The organism is Pseudoxanthomonas sp. (genome assembly GCF_051953815.1).
In the GTDB taxonomy this organism is placed as follows: Bacteria; Pseudomonadota; Gammaproteobacteria; order Xanthomonadales; family Xanthomonadaceae; genus Pseudoxanthomonas_A.
In genome coordinates this window covers 1-5,115 of record NZ_JBQCIJ010000012.1, presented here as the reverse complement: position 1 = coordinate 5,115, position 5,115 = coordinate 1, and the positions used below count along the sequence as shown (strand labels likewise).

Sequence of the window (5,115 nt, the reverse complement as noted above, 5' to 3'; positions counted from 1 at the left end):
CCGATCTGCCGTGCCGACGCCCCCAAAACTAGAAGAACAGGTCGTCCAACCCGTCTCCCGCCTCCGCGACCGCCGGCTCGGAGGCGACCTCGATGCCGGTGAAGGCGTCGTGGACCCGCCGTTCGGCATCCATGGTGTAGCGCTTGCGCAGGGCGGCGAGGAATTCGGCGCGGCTGGTGTCGGCCTCGCCGGCGCTGTCGGCCACCGCCTGGTCCGGGGCCGTCGGCCCGATCAGCCCGGCAATGTTCAGTTCGATGTCGCTTAGCGCTTCGGAGATTGCCCCATGATTGGCGAGGCTGTCGACAGCCTGGATGAGGCGGTCGGCGACCCGCGGACCGTCGTCATAGAGCCCGAGCAGCGCGTTCTTCATCCGCATGCCGACGGATTCGAGCTGGGCGAGCGACGCCGTGGCCTCGCGCTCCAGATCACCGACCCGGCTGGCCCCGGCGCCAGTGGCATGGGTAAAGGCAGCGGAGAACTCTGCCGCCTGGTTGAGGCGCCCCACTGCCTGATGCGCTGAAACCACGGTTTCGCCGGTCAGCGTGCGCAACTGCTGGGCGATGACGTCGAGGGCGCGGCCGCGCGGGCCGAGCTGGGCGCACTTGACTGCAGCGTTGAGCGAAACCAGCCGCATCTTGTACTCGATGTCCTGTACCGCCTCGACGTGATCGAGCAGCACCCTCACCGTCTCGGAGACCGCGCCGGCCACCCGATCGAGCTTTTCGCGCTCGGCTTCGCAGTCGCGCAGCACCGTCACGGCGCGACGCACGGCGCTGTGCAATTCGGAGAGGGCAGAGCGGTTCTCGGCCGATCCATAGACCTCACGGGCATGTTCGAGCACCGCTTCGACGTCAACGGCGAGCTGGGTGAGCGCGTCAGCGCCCGCGGCCATTTCGAGGACCAGGGTTTCGCGAGCGCCGGCGAGCTGCAGGCGCTGCAGCACGGTGATAGGGGCCGCAAGGCTCTGGCTCCCCCCTCCCCCATGTTCCGCATGGGCCCCCTCCACCGCCTCGCGGGAGAGGATCAGGGCGGCGAGATCGCGCAGGGCGGCCTCGACGTGTTCGACACGCTGGCGGGTGGCGTCGCCGACCTGCAGCGCCATCACAGTGGTGGCGACCTTGTCGGCGATGGTGCGCGACATCTGGCCGGTGACGGCGCTGGAGCGGACCGAGGTCAGGCGCTGTTCGGTCACTTCGACGAGGTCGCGGTCGAGCTCGGCGGCAAGGGTCGAGAGGGTGTCGCGGTGCGCCTCTTCGAAGCCGGCGCGGGCCGTCGCGGCTTCGCCGACCACGATGGTCAGCGCCTCGTAGGTGCGCGAGAAGCGCTGGATGGTGGTGGCGGCCGATTCCGACAGTTGCGCGATATCGGTGGTGAAGACGCCGAAATCCTCGGTTTCGCTGACCACGCTGGCGGCCACGACGCGCGCGTTGATGGCGACGATCCCCATCATCTTGACGGTCCGGCGCAACTCGGAGATCGGGTGCGCCGCACCGCGCAGGGCCTCGACCAGGCGGTTGAGGTCGGCCTGCTCGGCACCCAGGCTAACGGCGATCTCGCCGGCCCGGCGCCCGACCACGGCGAGCCGGTCGGTGGCCTCTGCGAGATCGGGGCCCTCCAGGTCGACCGGCAGGGTTTCAAAGGTCTCGGTGAGCCGCGACAGGATCTCGGCACACTCGGCAAGGCGGCTGCCGACGGCGACGAAGGCGCCATCGATGGCGTCGCGCGGACCTTCGAGATCGGCAGCGATACCGACAATGCGGGACGCCAGCGCCTCGGAGGCGTGATGGTCAGGTCCGAGGGATTGGCCGCCCCCTGCCCCATGCTCTGCATGGTCCCCCTCCTCAGCCCCGCGGGGGACGATTGCTGTGGCGAGATCGAGCGAGGTCATGCGGTGTCCTTTTGCGGAGCACGGGCGGCGTAGGCGGTGATTTCTCCGGCGACGCGGCGGAGCGGCACGACCCTGTCGGCGGCGCCCAGCGCGATGGCTTCCTTGGGCATGCCGAAGACGATGGAGCTTTCCTCGTCTTGGGCGAGCGTCAATGCGCCGGCCTGCTTCATCTCGAGCAGGCCGCGGGCGCCGTCGTCGCCCATGCCGGTGAGGATCACGCCGATGGCGTTGTCGCCGGCCGCGTGCGCGACCGAGCGGAACAGCACGTCGACCGCCGGCTTGTGCCGGTTGACCGGCGGACCGTCGTCGATCCGGCAGCGCCAGCGCGCACCGTCGCGGATCACCCGCAGGTGGCGTCCGCCCGGTGGCAGGTAGGCGTGGCCGGGCAGGATCGCCTCGCCGTCGCTGGCCTCGCGCACCGCCATCGCCGAATGCCGGTCCAGGCGTTCGGCGAAGGCGCGGCTGAAGCCGGCGGGAATGTGCTGGGTCATGACGATCGCCGGCGCGTCGGCCGGCATCTGCTCCAGCACCACCCGCAGCGCCTCGGTGCCGCCGGCGGAGGCGCCGATCGCGATCAGCCGATCGGTGGTCTGGAAGCGCAATGCCCGCGCCGGCTGCGCGGCGGGCAGCACCGCGTCGGCGCTCTGGCGCACGCTGGCCGGGCGCGCCAGCGGGCGCACTTTGGCGCGCGCGGCGGCCTTGACCTTGGCGATGATCTCGTCGGCATAGGATTCCAGCCCGCGGACCACGTCGAGCTTGGGCTTGGAGACGAAGTCGACCGCGCCCAGCGCCAGCGCCTGCAGGGTGGTGTCGGCGCCGCGCTCGGTCAGCGAGGAGATCATCACCACCGGCAGCGGGCGCAGCCGCATCAGGTTTTCCAGGAACGCCAGCCCGTCCATGCGCGGCATTTCCACGTCCAGGGTGAGCACGTCCGGATTCAGCCGCTTGATCTTCTCGCGCGCGATCAACGGGTCGGTGGCGGAACCGACCACCTCGATGCCCGGATCGCTGGACAGGATCTCGGTGAGCATCTGCCGCACGACCGCGGAGTCGTCGACGATCAGGACCTTGCAGGGCGCGACCATCAGAACAGCTCCACGCCACCGCTGACCGGCGTGCGCGACAGCCGCGCGCGGGCGGCGGATTCGGCGGCCGCCACTTCGGCGTCGTGCGCGTGCGGCAGGCGCTGCACCACGACCCGGCCGGTGGCGGCGAAGAACCACACCTTGCGCGGATGGATGCCGCACAGATCCTCGGCGACCACCGGGATGCGCTCGGTTTCCAGGTAGCGGCGGACGAACTCGGCGTTGCGGGTGCCGACCGGGTTGCTGGTGAAGCCCTTGAGCACGTTGGCGCCGCCGAACACCTTGGCTTCCAGGCGCGCGCGGCTGGCGCCGCGCTTGAGCAGATCGTTGATCAGCAGTTCCATCGCGAAGCTGCCGTAGCGCGACGGCGCGCCGTCGCCGGCCTGGCCGTCGGGCAGCAGGAAGTGGTTCATGCCGCCCAGCTTGAGCAGCGGATCGCGGATGCAGGCGGCCACGCACGAGCCCAGCACGGTGACCAGCGCGGTGCCGTCGTCGACCACCAGGTACTGGGTGGGCAGCAGCTTGGCGGCCGGGGTCTGGAAACGCGCGTCGTGATAGCGCAGCACGCTGCCGTCGGCGAAGGCGAGGGCGGCGGCGCTCATGCGCGCGCCCCGGCGCGGCGATACAGCGTGCGGCCGCACGGCTGGATGATGTCGGCGGCGTGCAGGTAGTTCTCGGAGTGGCCGGTGTAGAGCATGCCGTCGTCGGCCAGGTGCGGCACCAGCCGCGACAGGATGCCGCGCTGGGTCGGCTTGTCGAAATAGATCATCACGTTGCGGCAGAAGATCGCCGTGAACGGCCCTTCGACGTCGTAGCGCGGCGCCAGCAGGTTGAGCGGGCGGAAGTCGATCAACTGGCGCAGCGCGGGATGCACCCGGCAGTAGCCTTCGTTCGGGCCGGTGCCGCGCTGGAAGTAGCGGCGGCGCAGGCCGTCGTCCAGCCCGGCGATGCGCTCCAGCGGATAGACGCCGCGCCCGCCGGTCGCCAGCACCTGGGTGTCGACGTCGGTGGCGAGGATCCGCACCGGCGGATTCAGCGTGCCGAATACTTCGCACGCGGTGATGGCGATGGAGTAGGGCTCCTCGCCGGTGGAGGCGGCGCACGACCACAGCCGGAGCACGCCGTCGCCGGAGCGCTGGGCCAGTTCGTCGCGCAGGCGGTCGAAGTGGTGCGGCTCGCGGAAGAACGCGGTGAGGTTGGTGGTCAGCGCGTTGGTGAACGCCTGCCACTCGTCGCCGCCATCGGTTTCCAGTTGATCCAGGTACTCGCGGAAGCTGCGCAGTCCAAGCGCGCGCAGGCGCCGCGACAGCCGGCCATAGACCATGTCGCGCTTGCCATCGGCCAGGGCGATGCCGGCGCGCTGGCGGATCAGCTCGCAGACGCGGCGGAAATCGCGATCGCCGAATTCGAACTCGCGTCCCTGGGAGCGCGGGGCGTCGTCATCGTGGGCGGCGGTGGAGGAAGTGCGGAGCGGGACGGACATGGAGAACTCGTGGGGTCGGACGGGTCATCGAGAACGGGCGCCGTGGAGGCGCCCGTTGCAGCGAATGGCGGAATCAGAATTCCTGCCAGTCTTCCCCTTCGGTCGCCAGCGCGGCCTCGACGATGGCGGCCGGTGTCTGGCGCGACGGAGCGGGGCGGGAGACCGGCGCGTGCGCGACGCGCGGCGCGGCGACCGCCACCGGGGCCGGCGCCAGAACGTCCAGTTCGAACACCGACACGGCTTCGGCCAGGCTCTGCGCCTGCTGCTCCATGCTGCGTGCGGCGGCGGAGGCTTCCTCGACCAGGGCGGCGTTCTGCTGGGTGGTCTCGTCCATCTGGGTGATGGTCTGGTTGACCTGCTCGATGCCGGCGGACTGTTCCTGCGAGGCGGCGGCAATCTCGGCCATGATGTCGGTCACCCGCTGCACCGAGGCCACGATTTCGCCCATGGTCGCGCCGGCCTGGTTGACCAGCGCCGAGCCGGTGGACACCTGGTCCACCGAGGCCTCAATCAGCCCCTTGATTTCCTTGGCCGCGTTGGCGCTGCGCTGGGCCAGCGTGCGCACTTCCGAGGCCACCACCGCGAAGCCGCGGCCCTGTTCGCCGGCGCGGGCCGCTTCCACCGCCGCGTTGAGCGCCAGGATGTTGGTCTGGAAGGCG

5 protein-coding genes are annotated in these 5,115 nt (G+C 70.4%); all 5 read right to left on the bottom strand.

Going from position 1 to position 5,115, the window contains the following annotated elements:
• Positions 1-28: 28 nt before the first annotated feature.
• Entirely contained in the window at positions 29-1,888 is a 1,860-nt protein-coding gene (locus ACTHN1_RS02835) for a hypothetical protein (RefSeq protein WP_440469457.1), read from the bottom strand.
• Entirely contained in the window at positions 1,885-2,973 is a 1,089-nt protein-coding gene (locus tag ACTHN1_RS02830) for a protein-glutamate methylesterase/protein-glutamine glutaminase (protein WP_440469456.1), read from the bottom strand. Before ACTHN1_RS02830 ends, ACTHN1_RS02835 begins: the two co-directional genes overlap by 4 nt.
• Positions 2,973-3,575 (bottom strand): chemoreceptor glutamine deamidase CheD, encoded by a 603-nt coding sequence (gene cheD / locus ACTHN1_RS02825; protein ID WP_440469455.1) that lies wholly within the window; start codon positions 3,573-3,575, stop codon positions 2,973-2,975. Before cheD ends, ACTHN1_RS02830 begins: the two co-directional genes overlap by 1 nt.
• Complete coding sequence (locus tag ACTHN1_RS02820) at positions 3,572-4,456, bottom strand: CheR family methyltransferase (RefSeq protein ID WP_440469454.1); 885 nt, start codon at positions 4,454-4,456, stop codon at positions 3,572-3,574. The genes cheD and ACTHN1_RS02820 overlap by 4 nt, the downstream gene beginning before the upstream one ends.
• A gap of 73 nt (positions 4,457-4,529) precedes the next feature.
• Positions 4,530-5,115: methyl-accepting chemotaxis protein (locus ACTHN1_RS02815; protein ID WP_440469453.1), on the bottom strand; the 586-nt coding region annotated here is incomplete at its 5' end.